The organism is Polaribacter sp. Q13 (assembly GCF_016858305.2).
Lineage (GTDB): Bacteria > Bacteroidota > Bacteroidia > Flavobacteriales > Flavobacteriaceae > Polaribacter.
In genome coordinates this window covers 1,047,026-1,069,451 of sequence record NZ_CP074436.1, presented here as the reverse complement: position 1 = coordinate 1,069,451, position 22,426 = coordinate 1,047,026, and the positions used below count along the sequence as shown (strand labels likewise).

Annotated in this window: 18 protein-coding genes; 11 read left to right on the top strand and 7 right to left on the bottom strand. The window is 29.4% G+C overall.

Annotated features, from left to right (window positions below):
• Positions 1-9: 9 nt before the first annotated feature.
• The 4 genes from JOP69_RS04375 to JOP69_RS04360 all read left to right on the top strand — a co-directional run bounded on the left by JOP69_RS04375 (position 10) and on the right by JOP69_RS04360 (position 4,317).
• Positions 10-876, top strand: a complete 867-nt coding sequence (locus tag JOP69_RS04375) for a DMT family transporter (protein WP_252191187.1) — start codon at positions 10-12, stop codon at positions 874-876.
• A gap of 313 nt (positions 877-1,189) precedes the next feature.
• Complete coding sequence (locus tag JOP69_RS04370; protein WP_252191186.1) at positions 1,190-2,953, top strand: VWA domain-containing protein; 1,764 nt, start codon at positions 1,190-1,192, stop codon at positions 2,951-2,953.
• A gap of 14 nt (positions 2,954-2,967) precedes the next feature.
• Positions 2,968-3,354 carry an acyl-CoA thioesterase gene (locus JOP69_RS04365; RefSeq protein ID WP_203392307.1) on the top strand — a complete coding sequence of 129 codons (387 nt, stop codon included), beginning with the start codon at positions 2,968-2,970 and terminating at the stop codon, positions 3,352-3,354.
• Positions 3,355-3,486: 132 nt separating this feature from the next.
• Positions 3,487-4,317: a prohibitin family protein gene (locus tag JOP69_RS04360; RefSeq protein ID WP_203392308.1), complete on the top strand. Its 831-nt coding sequence runs from the start codon at positions 3,487-3,489 to the stop codon at positions 4,315-4,317.
• Between the two features lie 412 nt (positions 4,318-4,729).
• Here the strand turns inward: JOP69_RS04360 and JOP69_RS04355 are convergent, their stop codons facing one another.
• The 4 genes from JOP69_RS04355 to smpB form a co-directional block, all read right to left on the bottom strand.
• The gene (locus tag JOP69_RS04355) at positions 4,730-5,533 is read right to left on the bottom strand and encodes a carboxypeptidase-like regulatory domain-containing protein (protein WP_203392309.1); all 804 of its coding nucleotides are present in this window, start codon (positions 5,531-5,533) and stop codon (positions 4,730-4,732) included.
• Between the two features lie 551 nt (positions 5,534-6,084).
• Positions 6,085-6,675: a Maf-like protein gene (locus tag JOP69_RS04350; RefSeq protein WP_203392310.1), complete on the bottom strand. Its 591-nt coding sequence runs from the start codon at positions 6,673-6,675 to the stop codon at positions 6,085-6,087.
• 72 nt (positions 6,676-6,747) lie between these two features.
• Positions 6,748-7,683, bottom strand: coding sequence for a geranylgeranylglycerol-phosphate geranylgeranyltransferase (locus tag JOP69_RS04345; RefSeq protein WP_203392311.1), 936 nt, complete (start codon positions 7,681-7,683; stop codon positions 6,748-6,750).
• Positions 7,684-7,721: 38 nt separating this feature from the next.
• Positions 7,722-8,189 carry an SsrA-binding protein SmpB gene (smpB, locus tag JOP69_RS04340; RefSeq protein ID WP_203392312.1) on the bottom strand — a complete coding sequence of 156 codons (468 nt, stop codon included), beginning with the start codon at positions 8,187-8,189 and terminating at the stop codon, positions 7,722-7,724.
• A gap of 102 nt (positions 8,190-8,291) precedes the next feature.
• Between smpB and JOP69_RS04335 the strand changes: the two genes are divergently transcribed.
• Positions 8,292-9,038: a DUF6503 family protein gene (locus JOP69_RS04335; protein WP_203392313.1), complete on the top strand. Its 747-nt coding sequence runs from the start codon at positions 8,292-8,294 to the stop codon at positions 9,036-9,038.
• 188 nt (positions 9,039-9,226) lie between these two features.
• On the opposite strand, the gene JOP69_RS04330 is transcribed toward JOP69_RS04335, so the two are convergent.
• Positions 9,227-9,724: a histidine phosphatase family protein gene (locus tag JOP69_RS04330; RefSeq protein WP_203392314.1), complete on the bottom strand. Its 498-nt coding sequence runs from the start codon at positions 9,722-9,724 to the stop codon at positions 9,227-9,229.
• Between the two features lie 156 nt (positions 9,725-9,880).
• The gene (gene clpB / locus JOP69_RS04325) at positions 9,881-12,490 is read right to left on the bottom strand and encodes an ATP-dependent chaperone ClpB (RefSeq protein ID WP_203392315.1); all 2,610 of its coding nucleotides are present in this window, start codon (positions 12,488-12,490) and stop codon (positions 9,881-9,883) included.
• Positions 12,491-12,694: 204 nt separating this feature from the next.
• Here clpB and ytxJ point away from each other — a divergent pair, with 204 nt between their 5' ends.
• Both ytxJ and JOP69_RS04315 read left to right on the top strand, forming a co-directional pair.
• On the top strand, positions 12,695-13,093 hold the full coding sequence (gene ytxJ / locus JOP69_RS04320; RefSeq protein WP_203392316.1) for a bacillithiol system redox-active protein YtxJ: 399 nt from the start codon (positions 12,695-12,697) through the stop codon (positions 13,091-13,093).
• Between the two features lie 59 nt (positions 13,094-13,152).
• The gene (locus JOP69_RS04315; protein ID WP_203392317.1) at positions 13,153-14,703 is read left to right on the top strand and encodes a DEAD/DEAH box helicase; all 1,551 of its coding nucleotides are present in this window, start codon (positions 13,153-13,155) and stop codon (positions 14,701-14,703) included.
• A 224-nt stretch (positions 14,704-14,927) separates the two neighbouring features.
• On the opposite strand, the gene JOP69_RS04310 is transcribed toward JOP69_RS04315, so the two are convergent.
• Entirely contained in the window at positions 14,928-16,472 is a 1,545-nt protein-coding gene (locus JOP69_RS04310; protein ID WP_203392318.1) for an Iota-carrageenase, read from the bottom strand.
• Positions 16,473-17,409: 937 nt separating this feature from the next.
• Here JOP69_RS04310 and JOP69_RS04305 point away from each other — a divergent pair.
• The 4 genes from JOP69_RS04305 (at position 17,410) to JOP69_RS04290 (ending at position 22,370) form a co-directional block, all read left to right on the top strand.
• A complete protein-coding gene (locus JOP69_RS04305; protein WP_203392319.1) occupies positions 17,410-18,801 on the top strand; it encodes an arginine decarboxylase in 1,392 nt (463 codons plus the stop codon).
• Between the two features lie 50 nt (positions 18,802-18,851).
• The gene (gene speB, locus JOP69_RS04300; RefSeq protein WP_203392320.1) at positions 18,852-19,793 is read left to right on the top strand and encodes an agmatinase; all 942 of its coding nucleotides are present in this window, start codon (positions 18,852-18,854) and stop codon (positions 19,791-19,793) included.
• A 9-nt stretch (positions 19,794-19,802) separates the two neighbouring features.
• A complete protein-coding gene (locus JOP69_RS04295) occupies positions 19,803-21,335 on the top strand; it encodes a bifunctional GNAT family N-acetyltransferase/carbon-nitrogen hydrolase family protein (RefSeq protein WP_203392321.1) in 1,533 nt (510 codons plus the stop codon).
• 66 nt (positions 21,336-21,401) lie between these two features.
• On the top strand, positions 21,402-22,370 hold the full coding sequence (locus JOP69_RS04290; RefSeq protein WP_203392322.1) for a deoxyhypusine synthase family protein: 969 nt from the start codon (positions 21,402-21,404) through the stop codon (positions 22,368-22,370).
• Positions 22,371-22,426: the final 56 nt, after the last annotated feature.

The following is a 22,426-nucleotide window of genomic DNA, read 5'->3' as shown; positions in this document are numbered from 1 at the left end:
AGATTAGTTTTGGAAGTAAAAAGAGCTATAAAATACATGTTGATAAGCACCTTAGCTTTTGCCTGCATGAATTCTACTGTAAAATATTTAAAAGGTATTCATACTTTTGAAATTGTTTTTTTTAGGTCTTTAGGATCGCTTTGTTTTACGATTGTTTTTTTATTAAAATATAAAATACCAATGATTGGTAAAAATAATAAATTACTAATTTTAAGAGCGATAGCAGGTACCACTTCAATGAGTCTTTTTTTTATGTCTATAAAGTATTTATCTATTGGTACTGCCGTTTCTATAAGGTATATTGCTCCAGTTTTTTCAGCTATTTTTGCGGTGTTTTTGTTGAAGGAAAAAATTAAACCTTTACAATGGTTCTTTTTTGTAATTTCACTTGTAGGTGTTTTTGTGTTAAAAGGATTTGATCATCAATTAAATACAACGGGTTTAATTTTGGTTTTACTAGCTTCGGTACTTAGTGGGTTGGTATATGTACTTATCAGTAAAATAGGGAAGAGTGAGCATCCACTTGTAGTTGTATATTATTTTATGATGTTTGCCACTGTTTTAGGAGGCTTGCTTTCTATAAATAATTGGATAACCCCTAAAGGAATTGAATGGCTGTTTTTATTGCTTTTAGGTGTTTTTGGTTATGTAGGACAGGTTTTTATGACCAAAGCTTTTCAGACAGCTTCTACAAATATAGTGGCACCAATTAAATATTTTGAGGTTATTTATACAGCTACTTTTGGCGTTTTCTTATTTGGAGAAATTTATACTTTTTACAGTTTTTTAGGAATCGCGTTAATTATTGGTGGTTTAATTTTAAATATTTGGTACAAGTCTAAAATTGATAATTCATATAAAGACTCTAAAAAATAGCATTCGTTTTTAAATAGTTATTTATATCTTTCAGCTTAAAAATAAATCATTGCAAACAGAACTCATTTTATATATAATTCTTGCCTTGTTACTGAGTATTTCAGTAGCCTATTTTCAGTATTTTTTTAAGAATAAAAAGAAGGCAAAAATTAATCTCCTATTATTTTTTTTGAAGGCGGTTAGTCTTTTTTTATTGCTTTTATTATTGATAAACCCTACGATAAAGAAAACGAAAAATCAAAATACAAAGCCTGTGTTAGCTGTTCTTGTTGATAATTCTAAATCTATCCCCTTTTTTAAGGAAACGAAGAGTATGACAACATTTTTAGCAGAAATTAAAAATGATAAAAGCATTAACGAGAAATTTGATGTTAATAGTTTTAGTTTTGGGGGTGATGTAAAGTCTCTAGATTCGCTTTCTTTTATAGAGAACGAAACCAATGTATCTAAAGCAATAACGGCTGTAAATGAATTGTATGAGGATAAAATTGCACCAATAATCTTATTATCAGACGGAAACCAAACGATTGGTAATGATTATGAGTTTATCAATTCGAAACAAAAAATATATCCTATTGTTTTTGGTGATACTGTTCAGTATAAAGATTTAAAAATAAGTCAGTTAAATGTTAATAAATACAGTTATATAAAAAATAAATTCCCCATTGAGGTATTGTTGAATTACGAAGGAAAAGAAGATGTTACTTCACAATTTTCAATATATAAAAACGGAAAAACCATTTTTACTAAAAAAATACAATTTTCAACAAAAGAAAACTCTAAAACGATTGCTGCGAATTTAACATCAAACAAAGAGGGATTGCAATATTACACCGCATCAATTAGAAAGATAGAGGGGGAGAAAAACACAAAGAATAATACCAAAAATTTCTCTGTAGAAGTAATCGATGAACAAACAAAAGTACTTGTTTTAACATCTGTTTTACATCCTGACTTAGGAGTTTTGAAAAAATCAATAGAAAGTAATAAACAACGTTCTGTAGATGTTTTTTTAGTTGGTGATTTTAAAAATCAAACAAATGATTATCAATTAATTATATTAAATCAACCAAACAGTAAGTTTAATAAAATTATAAATGAAATTAAAACGAATAATAGCAATTATTTTTTAATTTCTGGGGTAAATACAGATTGGAGTTTTATCAATAAACAACAATTAGGTTTTTCAAAAAAAACAATCAATCAAACAGAAAATTATGGTGCATTTTTTAATGATTCTTTTTTAACGTTTTTACAAAAAGATATTGGCTTTAATCAATTTCCTCCGCTTAAAGATCAATTTGGAGAGGTTGCAATTTCTAAAGAGCATCAGACATTATTATATCAAAATATAAACGGATTAGAAACTAAACAACCTTTATTGGCAACTTTAGAAGAGAACAATCATAAATTTGGGGCGTTATTCGGAGAAGGTTTATGGAAATGGAGAGCAGCTAGTTTTTTAAACTCAAGTTCCTTTCAAGATTTTGATGCATTTATAGGAAATATAGTACAATATTTAGCATCCAATAAAAAGAGAAATCGATTAGAGGTAAATGCAGAATCTTTATATCCTGCTAATTCAACTATTGATATATCGGCATTTTATACGGATAAAAATTATTTATTTGATGCAAGGGCTGCGTTAGAAATTACAATAACTAATAAGGAAACTAAAAAGGTAATAAAAAGACCTTTTTCATTGATGCATAATTCTTATCAAACAGAAATTGAAAATCTTGCTTCTGGGAATTATAGTTATAAAGTTACTGTTATTGGTCAGAATATTAATAAATACGGTCAATTTAAAATTACAGAAACTCAAATAGAAGAACAATTTACCAATGCAAATTCTAAGAAACTCTTAAAGTTAGCAGATAAAACAAACGGAAAATTATTTTTTAAAAATGAAGTAGCTCAATTAAAATTGGCCCTTTTAGAGGATAAAACATTTTATACAACTCAGAAATCTATTGTTAAAGAACAAAATTTAATAGATTGGAAATGGATTTTATTCATTGTAATTGGTTTATTTACGGTAGAATGGTTTGTTAGAAAATATTATGGAAAAATTTAAAACTAAAAATTAATATGAGATTTCACACAAGAAAATGGGTAAAACCAGAAGATTTAAATCCGAATGGAACATTATTTGGTGGTAAGTTATTACAGTTTATTGATGAAGAAGTAGCTATTTATGCTATTATTCAATTAGAAAACACAAGAACGGTTACAAAATACATGTCTGAAATAGATTTTGTGAGTTCTGCAAAACAAGGAGATATTATTGAAATAGGTATAGATGTTTTAAAGTTTGGAAACAGTTCTATTACATTAACTTGTAGCGTTAGAAATAAATTGACTAGGAAAACAATTATTGAAGTTGAGAAGATTGTTATGGTTTCTTTGGATGAAAATGGACATCCTAAAAAGCATGGAAAGACAGAGATAGAATATGTAAAAGATAGGTTAGATTAATATTTTTTAGATGGATTTGTTTTTATTGAATTACGCCCCATTTATTAACCTTTTTCAACGAAGATATAAATTATATATATTGTGTTTCACAAAGTTAAATTGTAAATTTGTTGTTAATCAAAAACAATAAGTATGGCGAATAATCAAGTAGATATAAAGTTTCCTAAGGGAGGTGTTTTTTTTATCATATTAGCAGTAGTAGTAATTATTTTATTTTCTAAATCTACAGTGACTATTGGGCCTGGAGAAGGTGGAGTTGTCTTTGAAGCTTTAGGAGATGGTATTAATACAGAAAAAACATACGGAGAAGGTTTTCAGATTGTAGCTCCTTGGAATCGTATGATTGTAAGAAAAGTGCGTCAGCAAGCTATTTCTACAGAAATGAATGTGCTTTCTGTTAATGGGTTAGAAGTTAAAGTAAATGGTACTATTTGGTACGAACCTGAATTTTCTAATTTAGGAAAATTGATAAAAACAAAGGGAGAGGATTATGAACGTGAATTGTTAGATCCTGCAATTAATGCAGCTGCAAGAAGCGTTGTTGGGCGTTATACTCCAGAGCAATTATATTCTAGTAAAAGAGATGTTATTGAGCAAGAGATTTTAGATGAAATTCAAATCGTTTTAAAAGATCAATTTTTAGCAGTGAAAAGAGTTTTGGTTGAAGATGTTAAGTTACCAACCACTATTAGAACTGCAATTGAAACGAAGTTAAAGCAAGAGCAAGAATCTTTAGAATATGAATTTAGATTAGCAAAAGCGAAGAAAGAGGCAGAAAGACAAAAAATTGATGCAGAAGGTAAAGCTGTTGCAAATAAAATTTTAAGTGCTTCTTTAACAGATAAAATTTTACAAGAAAAAGGAATCGGTGCTACTTTAGAATTATCTAAATCACCTAACAGTAAGGTAATTGTTATAGGTTCTGGTAAAGATGGTTTACCTATTATTTTAGGAAATCAATAGTGATGTAAAAATGTAACATAAGATAGTTTATGATATTATTAAAAAATCCAGCGGAAGCTGGATTTTTTTTTATCATTTTTAAAAATCTTAAAGTTCTGTTAAAGTCAATTTTAGCATGTAACTTTTATGTCTTTTCTAAGTCTTACAGATGTAGTTTATACTTGAAAAATAAAATAGGTAGTAATAATAAGTGCATTTAAAAGGTGCTTATAAAGAAATAGAGCGTATACTTATAAATATAGTATAACTATATTTAGTTTAGTATTTAGTTAGTTTTTAATAGTTGATTAGAGCCGAAAGCAATATTGTTTTCGGCTTTTTTCAATTAAAAAACCTTGAAGCAATGCCTCAAGGTTTTCTTTAATATGACCAAGCTATTACGGTTAGGTTCTTTAATTGAATGTTTTTAATATTAATCCTTTACAGGAATTTTATCTCGCTCAATCTTTCCTTTTTTTAGTGCTTTGTAGTTTTCATAACAATCTAATACCGCTTCTATCATTTGTAAATCTGAAGCTTTTTTAATAAAATATTCAGAGTAATTACAGTCTGTTAAGAGTTCTGTAAGTTCTTGTCTGTCCATTTGCAGGTATTCCATCATTACTTCCCTGTCAAATTTACCAGATAACATTTTACGTAAATTATCTTCTTTCTTTAGTTTTTGTAATTTTTTTAATTGCTTCGGTTTTTTTCCGAAGAGATTGTATAAGAAATCAACGGGTTGAAATAAAGCATCAATAGGAGAGGAGAAGTCTTTTCCTTTAGGTTTACCAACTTCATAAGTTTGTGGTAATCCGTTAATTTTAATTCTTGTAAATCGATCTTTAGGCACTTGTTTTACATCAATTTCTAAAACACCAATTAATTGGGTAGATTTAATAACAACTTCTCTAACTTCTTCTGGTTTTTCATATAGCGCAATTAATAATTCGTTTCCTTTTAATAAATCGTTTGTAATTTTTAGCTTTATTGATGCGTATCCTAAATACGAAACTAGAATGGTGTCATTCGCTTTTGTATGTATTTCAAAAAAACCTCTATCGTTTGTAATTGTACCTTGTACGCTGTTTAAATTTAATATATGAGCAGCGCTTAAAGCTTTTTTAGTTTCGGCATGTATAATTTGCCCTTTTAAAGTTTTAACACGAATAGAGTCGTTCTGAGAGAATGTGCTTAAAGAAGCGAATAAGCACAAAATATATAATAGTCTTTGCATTCTGCAATAATAGGAATAAATGCTTTTAGAAAGGTTAATTTTTTGTAAAACCATATTGTTTTTTAAAATAGATTGCCAAATAGGTATAATATTAACTATTTATTTTCTTTTACAGTCAGTTTTTATAAAGATACTAAGAAATTAGTCAACCTAGAAGTGTTTTTAATACATAATGGAAGTTTTTGTATTTAAGTATTGCAAAAAAAAACAAGCTCTTTTCATAGAAAAGAGCTTGTTTTTTAATATTTATGTGTTTTTAATTATCTGTATCGTCTTTTTAAATTCCAGACTGTAGAAATTGTGTTACTTAAATTTTTTGCTGGAACTCCAACTTTGCTTTTTATTTTTTGATTACTTGTTTTCATAAATGATTTAATTTGCGGGTGCAAAAGTAGTTTGTTTATAAGTGTCTGAAAACAATAGGTTTAATGAGATTGTGTGGTAAATTATCTTTTACAATCATAATTTGGTGTTTTTTTTAGTAACACCTTGTTTTTAAGTAATGTATATGTTTTGTATTGAGGTTTTTACACTTTTGTAAAGCAATCTATTTAGACTTGAGGTTTTAAACTCATTAACTCTTTATAGAGTTTCTGAACCGGTAAACCTACAACATTAAAATAGCTGCCTTCTAGGTTCTCAATAGCTATAAAGCCAATCCATTCTTGAATTCCATAAGCTCCAGCTTTATCAAAAGGTTGGTAGTTTTTAATGTAGTAATTTATTTCTTCGTCAGATAGTTCTTTAAATGTAACCGTAGTTATATCATTAAATATTTTTTGAAAATGGTTGCTCTTTATACTAATTGAGGTGATTACTTCGTGTTTTTTTCCAGATAGGGCCCGTAACATATTAAAGGCATCTTCTTCATCTTTTGGTTTTCCTAAGGCTTCCTCATTTAACCAAACGATGGTATCAGAGGTAATTAACAAATCATTGTCTGCTAAATTAACAAATGCTTTCGATTTTAAATCAGCTAAGAAATCTGTTATTGCTGTTCCTTTTAATTCTGGTGGATATATTTCTTCTACTTCTTTCAATTGAATTGTAAAATTAATATCTAAGTCTTTAAAGAATTGTTGCCTTCTTGGAGATTTTGAAGCTAATATTACGTTGTGTTCTTTTAATTTTTCTCTTAACATATAAATTGTGTAATTGTTGAACTGCGTATTTGTGTAATTGTATTTAAAGTTACTTTCTAAAATTCCTTTAATTTATGAGTCTATGAATCTAAATAAAAGCATTGATACAATACCAAAAAGCATAATTATCTTCATTAAGGTACTTAGTTTAGAAAATTCTTTTTTTGTTTCTGCTATCCATAATTTATACATAAAATAGAGTAGAGGAAGTAGAATACATACAATTCCGTAAATTAAAAGTACAAACTCGTTCGTTAATGATTGAAGTACAATCAATAAAAACACCAATAAACCGGCACTAAAGAAAAAAGCGACTTTAGAAGCTCTTTTTCTTCCGAATAGAATAGGTAAAGTCTTTGCTTTTATTTTTAAATCTCCATTTATATCTTCGATATCTTTTATGATTTCTCTAATAAGATTGGTTAATATAGAGAAAACGATGTAAGTAATCATTATTAAAAGTAATCGAACGCCTGTGCCAAGGTTGCTAAATACTTCTAGAAGATTACTACTATTTGCTTTAGGTTCATTAAATAATACTGTTATAAATATCACTAAACCTAATAGTACAGAAACTATTAGATTGCCAATAAGTAGTGTTTTTTTTAAGTATTTGGAATATAAAAAAAGCGATAAAATAGTCCCTAAAAAAAAGAAACTGTATGCACTGTTTTCTGTTGTAAAAGATACATAACTCCCTAAAAGTAAACCTAAAATACTCGTAGCATAGTAAAGAATCCAGGCTTTCTTTTTAGAAATAGACGCTCCTATAATAACCTTTAAAGGCTTGTTTATTTTATCAGCATCAATATCAAAAATATCGTTAATAATATATCCGCCAGCGGTAATCAATAAAATGCTAAATGCAAGTAGTGTAAATTGATAATGCGTTAAAGTAATTCCTAAATATTTGGTGTGAATTAAAGTGTAGTTTTTTATACTAATGTGACTAAAGAAAATAGAATTTATCAACGCGTATTTGGTTAAAACCATTGTCAATAAAACCATAAAAAGGTTTTTATAACGAATTAGCTTTAAAAAGTCCATTATCCGTTAAAACTCTTTTTTATTCGTGCTAAATCTCGTTTGTTGTCCCTATCTTTAAGAACCTCACGTTTATCATGCGTTTGTTTTCCTTTGGCTAAAGCAATTTCTAACTTAGCAAAACCTCTATCATTAATAAACAAACGTAACGGAACAATAGTATTTCCTTTAGCTTCAACGTCTTTTCTTAAAGAACGTAATTCGCGTTTATTCATTAATAATCTGCGCTCACTTTTTGGTTTGTGGTTAAAGTGATGACCAAACATGTATTCTTGAATATACATATTTACAATAAACAATTCTCCACCGTCATTAAACTCACAAAAACTCTCTGTAATTCTAGCCTGACTTAGACGAATAGATTTTATTTCTGTTCCGGTTAATTGAATTCCAGCCACATATTTGTCTAGAATTTCAAATTCGAAACGAGCTTTTTTGTTCTTTATGTTTATCTTTTTCTGAACAGCCATAGACTGATTTTAATTTTAATAATTTTAACAAAGATACATTTTTACTTCGGTCAAAGAAATGTAATTTTGAAATCTATTATCCACCCAATAAAACAACAACCCATGAAATATTTACCAATTCTTTTTTTAGCTTTTTTAATTTCTTGTAAACCTTCTGAAAACAAGTTAACTGCACAGCAAGTTGTAGATAAAGCTATTATTTCATCAGGGGCAGATAAAGTAGGTAATTCCGAAATTAATTTTGAATTTAGAGACAAAAAATATATTGCAAATAGAAAACCTAATGGAAGTTTTAAGCTTACCAGAAAGTATAAAGATGAAAAATTAGGATTTATTTCTGATATTTTAAGTAATGACGGATTTAGAAGATTAGTGAATGGGGTTCCATATCAAGTAAACGATTCAATCTCTAATATTTTATCCAATTCAGTAAATTCTGTTCATTATTTTTCTGTTTTACCATTTGGTTTAAATGATAAAGCGGTTATAAAAAAGTTATTGCCATCAGCAACTGTAAAAGGAAAAGAATATTATAAAGTACAAGTTACTTTCTCTGAAAATGGAGGAGGAGAAGACTTTGAAGATGTTTTTATTTATTGGATTGGAAAACAAGATTTTTTAGTTGATTACTTGGCATATTCTTACCACACAAACGATGGAGGAAAACGTTTTAGAGCGATAAACAAAGAAGTCTTAAAAAACGGAATTCGTTTTGTGAATTATGATAATTATAAGCCTTTAAACAAAGAAATTTCTTTAACTGATATTGATAAATCTTTTGAAAAAAATGAGCTTAAAAAGTTGTCAGAAATTAATTTAGAAAATATTGAAGTACAGATTCTAAAGTAATCTAGTTAGTCTTACCGTTTTTTTTTGAAGCGATTTCCTCCTTGGAGTTTATCTTGATCGCAGTCGAAAGGCACTCGCTTTTTTTATTCAGAAAAAGAATAAAAAAGAGCTCAAACAAATGTTGTAATCAGGGCTAAGTGTGTTTGTTAACTAATTCTATTTAATCGTTTTTTCAAATTTAAAAAAGGTTATTCTACAGTTTCTAAAACACTTGTTTTTTTATCACCCAAAATGGTAACAATGTATAGATTAGCATTGTTATGATCGTCTATATCTTCATACTTTTTTTCTTCTATTATTTTGTTTACAAAAGCAGGAGTAGTATTGCTATGTCCAACCACTAAAACCGTTTTTCCTTTTGTTTCTTGTTGAAAAATAGAATCGTACATTTTATTAGGATTGTACTTTAATATTTCTAAATTTTTACTTTTAGCAGTAGGTGTTGCTGTTTGTAAGGTTCTGTTGTAATTGGTAGAATATATAGCATCAAAATGTATATTTTTAAAACGATTTGCCCATTTTTTTGCTCTTTCTAGTCCTTTATCATTCAAATAAGGGTTCTTGTTTGTTTTATCTGTTCTGTCTTTTTCTGCATGACGAATTAAATAATAGGTGGTTGTTTCATCTGAAGAACAAGAACAAAAGAGGCTAAGAGCAAAAACAAAAAGGAATAAAAACTTTTTCATAAGAGTAGATTTGAAAAACGAATATAATTAAAAAAGAAAAAGCGGTGTTTTTTAAAACACCGCTTTTTTTAAATGACCTAAAATTATTCGTTATCAATCTGAACTTGCTTCAGGTTCTTGCTTTTAAATGCCGAAATAAATTCAGTATGACAAAAATTATGCATTCTCAACCAAATCAGACTGATTTCTAAACACCAACTGATCATCAAAAGCATCAATTAAAATAATACTATCTGTAGTTATTTTGCCTGATAAAATTTCTTTAGAAAGCTGGTTCAATACCTCTTTCTGAATAACTCTTTTTACAGGTCTTGCTCCAAATTCTGGCTGATATCCTTTTTCAGACAAATATGTAATAGCTTCATCGGTTGCGTCTAACGTAATTTCTTGTTTACCAATCATTTTCTTTAAATGATCTATTTGTAATTTTACAATTTCAAATATGTTTTCCTTGTTTAAAGGGGTAAACATAATTACATCATCTATTCTGTTTAAAAACTCTGGTCTTACAGATTGTTTTAACAACGCTAAAACTTCAATTTTTGCTAACTCAGTAACAGCGTCTAAATCTGCTTTTGGATCGCTAAATTTCTCTTGAATTATATGACTTCCCATGTTAGAAGTCATAATTATAATCGTGTTTTTAAAATCAGCTACACGTCCTTTATTGTCCGTTAATCTACCTTCGTCTAAAACTTGCAACAATACATTAAAAGTATCTGGATGCGCTTTTTCAATTTCATCTAAAAGCACTACAGAATATGGTCTTCTTCTAACAGCTTCTGTTAATTGACCACCTTCATCATACCCAACATATCCCGGAGGCGCTCCTACCAATCTACTTACAGAATGTTTTTCTTGATATTCACTCATATCAATACGCGTCATGGCGTTTTCATCATCAAAAAGATATTCTGCCAAGGCTTTTGCTAACTCAGTTTTACCAACTCCGGTGGTTCCTAAAAACAAGAAACTACCAATAGGTTTGTTCGGATTTTGCAAACCAGCTCTAGAACGTCTAACAGCATCAGAAACCGCAATAATTGCTTCTTCTTGTCCAACCACTCTTTTATGTAATTGACCTTCTAATCGTAACAATTTTTCACGCTCAGACTGTATCATTTTTGTTACCGGAACACCTGTCCATTTAGCAACTACTTCTGCAATATCATCATATGTTACTTCCTCTTTTATTAAAGATTTTTCAGATTGATTTTCAGACAAAACTTTTTGGAAAACTTCTAAATCTTCTTGGGCTTTTTGCATTTTCCCGTATCTAATTTCGGCAACTTTACCGTAATCTCCATCACGTTCTGCTCTTTCCGCTTCCATTTTTAAATCTTCTATGGTAGCTTTTGCATTCTGAATATTATCTACAACCTCTTTTTCAGATTTCCACTTTGCATTCATTTCATTGCGTTCTTCTTTTAGGTTTGCTAAATCAGAACGTAAAGATTTTAACTTCGTTTCATCTTTTTCACGTTTAATGGCTTCTATTTCAATTTCTAACTGCATCACTTTTCTGTCTAAAACATCTAAGTCTTCTGGTTTAGAATTGATTTCCATACGCAATTTTGCCATGGCTTCATCCATTAAATCAATCGCTTTATCGGGTAAAAATCGATTGGTAATATAACGTTGCGATAATTCTACAGCACCAATAATCGCTTCATCTTTAATACGCACTTTATGGTGTGTTTCATATTTATCTTTAATACCTCTTAAAATAGAAATAGCACTTTCCGTATCTGGTTCATTTACTTGTACTTTTTGAAAACGTCTTTCTAATGCTTTGTCTTTTTCAAAGTATTTCTGATATTCATCCAACGTAGTTGCACCAATTGCACGCAACTCTCCACGCGCTAAAGCTGGTTTTAAAATATTTGCAGCATCCATAGCTCCTTGTCCTCCACCAGCACCCACTAACGTATGAATTTCATCAATAAAAAGTACAATATCTCCATCTGCACTTGTTACTTCTTTAATTACCGATTTTAAACGCTCTTCAAATTCACCTTTATATTTTGCTCCTGCAATTAATGCACCCATATCTAAAGAAAAAATAAGTTTTCCTTTTAGGTTTTCTGGTACATCACCATCTACAATTCGGTGTGCTAAACCTTCTGCAATCGCTGTTTTACCAGTTCCAGGTTCCCCAACTAAAATTGGATTGTTTTTGGTTCTACGAGATAATATCTGTAACAATCTACGGATTTCTTCATCTCTACCAATTACAGGATCTAACTTGCCATCTTGTGCTAATTGATTTAAGTTTTTAGCAAATTTGTTTAAAGAATTATAAGTTTCTTCTTGACTTTGAGAAGTTACGTTTTCTCCTTTTCTCAATTCATCAATGGCTGCTTGTAAATGCTTTTCTGTTACACCTTGGTCTTTTAAAACCTGTGCTATATTGCTTTTAGACTTAAAAATAGCCAGAATTAAATGCTCTATAGAAACATAATCATCTTTCATTTTTTTAGCAATAACTGCTGCTTCTGTTAAGGTTTTACTAGCTTCTCTAGAAAGCATTAATTCTGCACCAGAAACTTTAGGCAAACTTTCTAATTGCTTGTCTAAAATTTGGGTTACAATATTTATATTGATGTTCAGTTTTTTCAAAAGAAAAGGTAAAACATTTTCATCTACTTGTGTTAATGCTTTAAAAATGTGCTCATTTTCAATTTGATTATGACCAAAACCTTGCGCAATCTGTTGCGCCATTTGTATGGTCTCTTGCGATTTTGTGGTATAATTGTTAAAGTTCATTTTCTAAATTTTATTTTTTTTACTAGAGAGCAAACTCCTTAGTATGATTAAATTCTTATTTTCATTTAACAAAAAGCAATTACAATACCAATACGATATCTTTCTCAAGATGAGTCAAATTGTCGGTATTAATCGTTTGTTAACTGACTATTTGACACTTTAAAGTTTCTTATATTTGCCAAAACAAACAATAGAAAACATAGAATGGGTATATTTAGTGGTCTTTTTGGTGGAAAAGAAGATAAAACAACTTCTCAATCAAATTTAAAAATAAATTGGATTCCTTTAACTGATATAGGTCAGTTAGAAGAAATTAAAAATCAATCTAAAACAGAAGCTGTTTTAATTTTTAAACATTCTACTAGATGTGGAATTAGTAGTATGGTAATTAAGCAATTTGAAAAACTTTTTACAGAAGAACATCAAAATTTAAAAGTTTATTATTTAGATTTATTAAATTACAGAGATATTTCTGATGAAGTAGGTTATACGTTTCAAGTAATGCATCAATCTCCTCAACTAATTGTGGTTAGAAATGGTGTTTCTATAGAGAATGTATCACATTATGACATCACAATTACAAATTTATCGAGATTTATATAGCATAAACTTGCATTAAACCTTATTTAAGTCTTATTTTTGTAGCCTAAATTCATATTCCTTTGGCAGAAATAGACAGTTCAGTAAAGAAAGTAGGTAAAGAATTATACGGATATCAACAAGATGCACTTCAAGAGATTTTTAGAAGATTTAAAGATGCACCCAAAGATTACCATTTATTATATCAATTACCTACAGGAGGAGGGAAAACTGTAATTTTTTCTGAAATTGTAAGACGTTATTTAGAGACTTTTAAAAAGAAAGTTTTAGTCTTAACGCACAGAATTGAGTTGAGTAAGCAAACATCTAAGATGTTAAAAGAATTTGGTGTTTCTAACAAAATCATTAACTCTACAGCTGTTTTAGATGATCAAGACGATTTTAATTGTTTTGTAGCCATGGTGGAGACCTTAAAAAATAGGTTGAATGATGACAAGCTAGATATTTCTGATATCGGTTTGGTAATTGTGGATGAGGCGCATTACAATTCTTTTACAAAAATATTTAAATTTTTCGATGAATCTTTTATCCTTGGTGTAACAGCAACTCCTTTAAGTTCTAACATTAAGTTGCCAATGTATGAGAATTATCAAGAGTTATTTGTTGGAGAAACAATTCAGCATTTAATTGATCATGAATACTTAGCTAGCGCAAACTTATATTCTTATAATGTTGGTTTAACATCATTAGAAGTAGGAGCAAATGGAGATTATACGGTAAAATCTTCTGAAGATTTATATACCAACTCAGACATGCTTTCTAAATTGGTTTCTGCATACGAAGAAACTGCAAAAGGAAAGAAAACCTTAATATTTAATAACGGTATTAACACCTCTATACAAGTATATCACGCGTTTAAAAAAGCGGGATACCCAATTGCGCATTTAGACAATACCAATACAAGAGCAGAACGAGAGCTTATTTTAAAATGGTTTAAGAAAACTCCGGGAGCAATTATTACTTCTGTAAGTATTTTAACAACAGGTTTTGATGAGCCAACCATTGAAGCAATTATATTAAATAGAGCAACAAAATCGTTGACTTTATACTACCAAATGATTGGTCGTGGTTCTAGGGTTTTAAACAATAAGAGCACTTTTGATGTTATCGATTTAGGTAACAACTTTCATAGATTTGGTCCTTGGGGAGCAGATTTAGATTGGGAAAAAATGTTTAGAGCACCAGACTATTATTTAAATGCAATTCTTTCTGATGAAGATATAGAAAGTACTTTTAGATATGAGTTAACTGCGGATGTAAAAAAAGAATTTGAAAAATCTACAGATACTTATTTCGATATGAAAAAAGTATATATAGATACTATTAGACAAGGAGAGTCTTCTAAAAGGGTGTTAGAGAAATCTATTGTGCATCATGCAAAAATGTGTATAGAAAACAGTGAAGATGTTTTTGATGCATTAATTTTAGCAAAATTGCTAGGTGAAGAAATTGATGATAGAATTAATAGATATGCAAAATGTATTTCTAAAAGTACACACAATTTTGTAACCTGGTTAAAAGATGATTATAGAAAGAAATTAAATGCTTATTTAAGAACTAATTTCGATGAAGATTACGAAGAAATTCATGGTCATCCACCAATTGAAGAATAAAATATAAAACAAAAAAAGCTTGAATATTATTCAAGCTTTTTTTTTGCTTATTACTGAAGTAGTTTTTTTGCTTATTATGAGATTGAAAGATTAAATATACTTATTGTTTTACGGTTTTTAAAAATGATTTGGTTAATAAGTAGTAAATACTAAAATAACCATTATAAAAACCCAGATAGCTTTATAACTATCGGGGTTTTTGTATTTATGTTGTAGTCTATAATTTATAAACCAGGAGTAGTTGTTGTTGGTATTGCTCCATATGCATTACCAGTACAAGCTTCTGGAGTGTTGTGTAATATATTTCTTTGGTTAGATCCAAAACCTGTAGCATTACCGTTTACTGTAATTACATAGTTGCCGTTAGACGTACTTCCGTCAGTATTATCAGATCTTAATCCCATAGAAGGACCATAATATTCGAAACCATTAGGCATTGCTATATCCGTTGGTCTTTTAACTTTTGTGTTCCATTCTGCACAAGGAATAAATGGTAAAAACGATTGCTTTAATTTCGCATTGGTAGGCTTATATATAGCAGTTACACCTGTAAAAGTAGAGTTAGAAAACTTTCCGTTTTTTAAACTACCAATTTGATCTGTTATATAGGTTTTTAAATTACCATTAACAGCCGCATCAGATAATCTTATAGCCCATTGAGTTCCGTTAGCTCTTTTGTATTGTACACCTACAAATTTATTATTACTTCCGGTTCCTGTAATTTTACCTGCTATAAAGTTCTTAAATTGATTTCCTCCACTAGTAGTTAAAGCATACGTTTTATTTGTATCAAATACTTCTACAAAACCATGTTCTATTCTAACTGCAAAAGCACATCCTGTAGCGGTAATATTTTTTGCATTTATTTTTCCATTTTGTGTAAAGTGAGGAGAAAGCATTATAGGACATATTCCTGCAGTACATTTAATTCCGTCTGCATAAATATTACTAAGTCCATATGCTTTTCCGCCACCTTTAACAGCATCTTTCATTGTTTTATCATCCGTTTCAAATCTAAGAGTAACACCACCTATGCAGTTTAAGTTTTTAAACAAAACATTTTTTGCAGAATAACCTTGTATTAAACCATAACCAGTATGAGAAATACCTGTTTGGTTAATTTTTTCGATAACGCCATCTTCAGGAAAAGGCTCATTATCTGAATTAGACTTAATATAGTTTAATAAGATAGAGGCTAAAGAGGTTCTTCTATCTTTTATATTAAAATTAGAAATTTTAAAATTAGATACACGTCCCATTTTTATAGCTGCAATATTCTTGTTTAAATTTGCATTTGCAGATAAGTCTATGGTAAATTTACCTCCAACACCAACAATACTTACACCTGTTACTCTAGCTCCATTACCAGAAGTACCAATACTAAAAATTCGTTTAACATTATTGTTTAAAGGTTTAATTGTAGTACCTTTTTCTATTTCTAATTGTATTTTAGATTTTAAAGTTATCTCACTCCAATTATACGTTTTTTTAGGAATCTTAATAATAGCACCATTTGTTTGATTGTTGTTAATTAGGGTTTGTAATTGTGAACTTGTAGTACCTGTAAAGTTTTTTACTGGTAGCCCTGTGGGTTTGTTAAAATAGCTTGAAGAATCGTAGGTGGATCCGGAACGTCGTTCTTGCGCTATTTCTGTTTTTGTATCAGAAGATACGTTAGACTCTAATTCTTGTTCTATTTCATTAGAACAACTAAAAGCTAAAGCTACTGTTAATAATAAACTAATTTTTCTTAAGGGGGTAATCATCATTTTGAATTATTTTTAGTTAAAATTAATATTAGTTATTTTTCAATTATAAAGAATTTTACTAGTATTTCTTTAAAATTTTATACTTAAAAGGAACTAAATAAAACGAAAGAAACTTAATTAAAATAAGCTTAAGTCTTTTTATATATTAAGTTATTCACTTTTATAACCACAAATTAAATACAACATGTAACCACATTTTTATAGAATATTATCTTAAATGTATTCTATATTATCTTAAAAGTATTCTATATTGTTTTATTAGTTTTCTTTCGGATGTTAAAAACTATAGAGGATCTGTTTCTGTAGAAAAAGAATATATAAAACAATTAAATAAAAAGAGTTTACAATAAATTGATTATATACCGTGTAAAAATGTGTGTTTACAATAGTGAAAACGTTTTAAAAGCTATTTTAGTAAATGCTTATTTATGCGGAGATGATTTAGTTTTTTTTAAGTAAATTAAATTTATCCTTTTGACCATTATAAGGTGATTTTAGACAACTTTATTTTTATATTTTTTTACTATTGTATAAAAATAAAAACTATTTTTTGATGTAAACAACTCTAAGACCAATGTTTATAAGGGTGGTTTAAATGAAAAAATAATTTCTTTTTTTTTTGATTTTTGTTTTTCATATTCAAAAAAAATATACATTTGCTTAACTTATTTAAGTAAAATGTTTAGTTTTTCTTATTTCGGAAATAACGTTCTATCGGAGAATGATCGTTATATCGCATTTTGGAAATGCAACGAAAAAATTAAGGTATCTCCATTTTCAATTCTTCAAGAATTGCAGCTTTTCTCAAAGTTGCATGTGGTTTACTTGCAAATATTACAGTGATAACATCCTTTTTTTTAAGGTTATAATTTCTATTCTAAAAGATTCATTTTTTTAGTTCAGACGGATTTATCATACAATTAATTTAAAAACACAAGTGAACACAAAATACATAGATTTAATCGAGCAAACGTTCGATTTCCCACAGGAAGAATTTAAAACTGAAAATAACAAATTGTTTTGGCACGGAATTAACTTAATGGAATTAATAGAACAATATGGTTCTCCATTAAAATTTACGTATTTGCCAAAAATCTCAGAAAACATCAACAAGGCAAAGGGGTGGTTTCAAAAGAGTATTGAAAAACATGACTATAAAGGGAAATACTTTTATAGCTACTGTACCAAAAGTTCTCATTTTAAACATATTTTACATGAAGCTTTAAAAAATGATATCCACATAGAAACATCTTCTGCTTTTGATATAGATATTGTAAACAACCTTAAAAAAGAAGGGAAAATAAAAGACAATACGTATGTTATTTGTAACGGATTTAAACGCGATCAATACATTAAAAATATTGCTGGTTTAATAAATTCTGGTCATAAAAATGTAATACCTATTATAGATAATTACGAGGAGATTAATCTTTTATTAGATGAAACTGACAAACAAATAAATGTTGGTATTAGAATTGCTTCTGAGGAAGAGCCAAAGTTTGAGTTTTACACTTCTCGCTTAGGTATTGGTTACAAAAATATTGTGGCTTTTTATGAGCGAGAAATTGCTAGTAATACGCAAGTAGATTTAAAAATGTTACATTTTTTTATCAATACAGGTATTAAAGACAATGCTTATTATTGGAACGAGTTGATGAAATGTTTAAACGTTTATATCAACCTAAAAAAAGTATGCCCAACTTTAGATTGTTTAAATATTGGTGGTGGTTTTCCTATAAAAAACTCATTGGCTTTTGATTATGATTATGAATACATGATTGACGAAATTATCAATCAAATAAATGAAGTTTGTAAAGAAGCAGGTGTAGATGTACCAAATATTTTTACAGAATTTGGAAGTTTTACGGTTGGAGAATCTGGAGCTGCTATCTATCAAGTTTTATATCAGAAAAAACAAAACGACAGAGAGCGTTGGAATATGATAAACTCTTCATTTATAACAACTTTACCAGATGCATGGGCAATTAATAAACGTTTTGTGATGTTGCCTATTAACAAATGGAACAAGCAGTATGAACGGGTTTTATTAGGTGGTTTAACCTGCGATAGCGATGATTATTACAATTCTGAACAACACATAAACGGAATTTATTTACCTGTTTATGAAAAAGACAATCCGTTGTATATAGGATTTTTTAACACAGGTGCTTATCAAGAATCTATTGGTGGTTTTGGAGGTTTACAGCATTGCTTAATTCCGCATCCAAAGCATCTAATTTTAGATAGAGACGAAGAAGGAAACCTAACATCTAGAGTGTTTAAAGAACAACAAAAAAGTAGCGAATTATTATCAATTTTAGGATACTAAAAAAATAAACAACACAGCAAGAGAATAGGTCTTTTGTAAAATAAAATAAAATGAACACAAATAAAACATATGCAGGAATTTCACAAGAGTTTGGAAACCTGTCAACGTCAAAAATAGTAATTATCCCTGTTCCTTATGATGGAACTAGTACATGGCAAAAAGGAGCTGATAAAGGGCCACAAGCTTTTTTAGAAGCGTCTGAAAACATGGAATTGTATGATATAGAAACAGATTCTGAAGTGTATAAAGAAGGTGTTTATTTAGCAGATGCAGTTACAGAAAACGCTTCACCAGAAGCGATGGTTGAAGAAGTGCATCAAATTACTAAAAAGTACATCAACAGAAATAAGTTTGTAACTGTTTTTGGTGGAGAGCATTCGGTTTCTATTGGAACCATTAGAGCTTTTAACGAGTGCTTTAACAGTTTAACTGTTTTACATATTGATGCACATGCAGATTTAAGAAAAGAATATGACGGTTCTAAATGCAACCACGCTTGTGCTGTTTATGAAGCAAACCAAAACACTAATTTGGTACAAGTTGGTATTAGAAGTATGGATATTTCTGAAAAAAGAAATATGAATTTAGATAAAGTTTTCTTTGCACATGATATGGCTGTAAATGAAGATTGGGTAGAAGATGTAATAGATCAATTAACAGAAAACGTTTTTATTACGTTTGATTTAGACGCTTTAGATCCTTCGATTATGCCTTCTACTGGAACTCCAGAACCAGGTGGATTGTTTTATTATGAAACGTTAGAATTCTTAAAACAAGTTTTCGCGCAAAAGAATGTAGTTGGTTTTGATATGGTAGAATTATGTCCGAATGCCAATGAGAAATCATCAGATTTTTTAGCAGCAAAATTATTCTACAAAATGTTAAGTTATAAGTTTGCTTCTAATGATGATACTTATGATAATGAAGAAACGAAAGCAAATCCGTTTAGCAAATTATCAAAGTTTAAAGATGATGAGAACGACGATTTTTAGTCTTATAAAATGATACATAATATAGAAAATATCGAACTTCATTATTTAACTTTAACTGATTATAAACAGTTAAAACAAGCAATGATTGAAGCATATTCTAGTATGCCAGATTCTTATTGGAGAGAAAATCAAATTAAATCTTTAATAGATAAATTTCCAGAAGGGCAGGCGGTTATAAAAATTAATGGAGATTTAGCAGGTTGTGCGTTATCCATTAAATTAGATTATGATAGTTTTGATGATAATCACACCTATGAAGATATTACGGGTAATTATACCTTTGATACGCATGATGAAGATGGAGATGTTTTATACGGAATAGATGTTTTTATAAAAAAAGAGTACAGAGGTTTACGTTTAGGTAGAAGGTTGTATGATTATAGAAAAGAACTAGCTGAAAAACAAAATTTAAGAGGAATAGCGTTTGGAGGACGAATTCCTAATTATCATAAATATGCAGCTACTTTATCGCCTAAAGAATACATTGCCAAAGTAAAACGTAAAGAAATTCATGACCCAGTTTTAAACTTTCAAATTTCAAATGATTTTCACCCTTCAAAAATTTTAAAAGGATATTTAGAAGGTGATAAAAATTCTGGAGAGTTTGCTGTTTTATTAGAATGGGATAATATTTATTACGAGAAAAAGTCTAAAAAAGCAGCAACTAAGAAAAAAGTAGTGCGTTTAGGATTAATTCAGTGGCAAATGCGTTTGTATAAAGATTTGGACGAATTAATGCAGCAAGCAGAATATTTTGTAGATGCAGTTGCAGCTTACAGATCTGATTTTGCATTGTTTCCAGAGTTTTTTAATGCGCCTTTAATGGCTGATAATAACCATTTACCAGAGTCGGAAGCGATTAGAGAATTGGCAAAGTTTACACCAAAAATTGTACAAAAATTTTCTGAATTGGCAATAGCATACAATATCAATATTATTACGGGTAGTATGCCAGAAATGCGAGAAGGTTTATTATATAATGTAGGTTATATCTGTAAAAGAGATGGTTCTTTAGATCGTTATGAGAAATTGCATGTTACACCAGATGAAGCAAAAGTGTGGGGAATGCAAGGGGGTAGCGAACTAAAAACATTTGATACAGATTGTGGTAAAATAGGGGTGCTAATTTGTTATGATTCTGAGTTTCCAGAACTAAGTAGAATTTTAGCAGAAGAAGGCATGGATATTTTGTTTGTTCCGTTTTTAACGGATACTCAAAACGGATATTCTAGAGTCCGGTATTGTGCGCAAGCAAGAGCTATAGAAAACGAGTGTTATGTGGCAATTGCAGGTAGCGTAGGGAATTTACCTAAAGTAAATAATATGGATATTCAATATGCGCAATCTATGGTGTTTACACCTTGTGATTTTTCTTTTCCTGCAAACGGAATAAAAGCAGAAGCAACCACAAATACAGAAATGATTTTAATTGCGGATGTAGATCTAGATTTATTAAAGGATTTAAATAAGTTTGGTAGTGTACGGAACTTAAAAGACAGAAGAAAAGACATTTTTGAAGTTAGAAAACTTCCAAAAAAATAATTAAAAATTAACAAATATCTCGGTATATAATTTCTGAAAAATTGTATCGAGAACAATAATAATAAAATGAGCAAACCAATTACAAATTTTATAGAAAAATATTTTTTACACTTTAACGCTGCAGCTTTGGTAGATGCTGCAAAAGGGTACGAAGCACAATTAAACAAAGGGTCTAAAATGTTAGTTTCTTTAGCAGGAGCAATGAGTACTGCAGAATTAGGAAAGATTTTTGCAGAAATGATTCGTAAGGATAAAGTGCAAATTATTTCTTGTACAGGTGCTAACTTAGAGGAAGATGTGATGAATTTAGTAGCACATTCTCACTATAAACGTGTACCTAATTATAGAGATTTAACGCCTCAAGATGAGTGGGATTTATTAGAGAAAGGCTTAAACCGAGTTACAGACACTTGTATTCCGGAAGAGGAAGCTTTTAGAAGAATTCAAGAACATATTGTAAAAATTTGGAAAGAAGCAGAAGCTAACGGCGAGCGTTTTTTACCTCATGAATACATGTACAAATTATTGTTATCTGGAGTTTTAGAGCAATATTATGAGATAGATATCAAAGATTCTTGGATGTACGCAGCAGCAGAAAAAAACCTACCTATTATTTGTCCGGGTTGGGAAGATTCTACCATGGGAAATATTTTTGCATCGTATGTGTTAAAAGGAGAGTTAAAAGCAAGCACTGTAAAATCAGGAATTGAATACATGACTTTTCTTGCAGATTGGTATACAAATAATTCGGAAAACGGAATTGGTTTCTTTCAAATAGGAGGAGGGATTGCAGGAGATTTCCCTATTTGTGTAGTGCCAATGTTGTACCAAGATATGGAAAAACCAGAAACACCATTTTGGAGTTATTTCTGCCAGATTTCAGATTCTACAACTAGTTATGGTTCGTATTCTGGAGCTGTGCCAAACGAAAAAATTACTTGGGGTAAATTAGATATTGACACTCCAAAGTTTATAATAGAAAGTGATGCAACGATTGTAGCACCATTAATTTTTGCTTATTTATTAGAAATGTAGCATCGCAGATGCTTTTATTATAAAAGCTGAATTGCTTATTTATAACTTATAATAAA